Genomic DNA, 247 nt, shown 5'->3' with positions numbered 1-247 from the left:
ACAGCCAGGCCCGCAGCGACTATGCCCGGGCCAGTGCCGTGCTGGCCGGGCCGATGCAGGCGCAGTTTGTACCGCGCAAGGGTGAGCATTTCGATCAGAAGCTGTACGTGCAGTTGCGCAAGCAGGGGTGGCAGGTGACACCCGTGCTGGAAGGGCGTTTGCGCTTGTCGGGTGAGCCTGTGCGCAGTGTGCGGCTGATCGGCATCGATCCTTTGAGCCTACCGCCGACCAGCAGCATTGCCGGCGT

The 247-nt window shown here is 65.2% G+C and carries 1 pseudogene; it reads left to right on the top strand.

From position 1 onward, the window contains the following. Positions 1 to 247, top strand: a pseudogene (locus tag SB756_RS33640) (ABC transporter permease); the annotation flags it as partial.

Origin of the sequence: Pseudomonas sp. SIMBA_068, assembly GCF_046534705.1 — a bacterium.
Taxonomy (GTDB): Bacteria; Pseudomonadota; Gammaproteobacteria; order Pseudomonadales; family Pseudomonadaceae; genus Aquipseudomonas; species Aquipseudomonas putida.
Note: the sequence above shows the minus strand (reverse complement) of the source record. Positions and strands in the feature narration are given on the sequence as shown.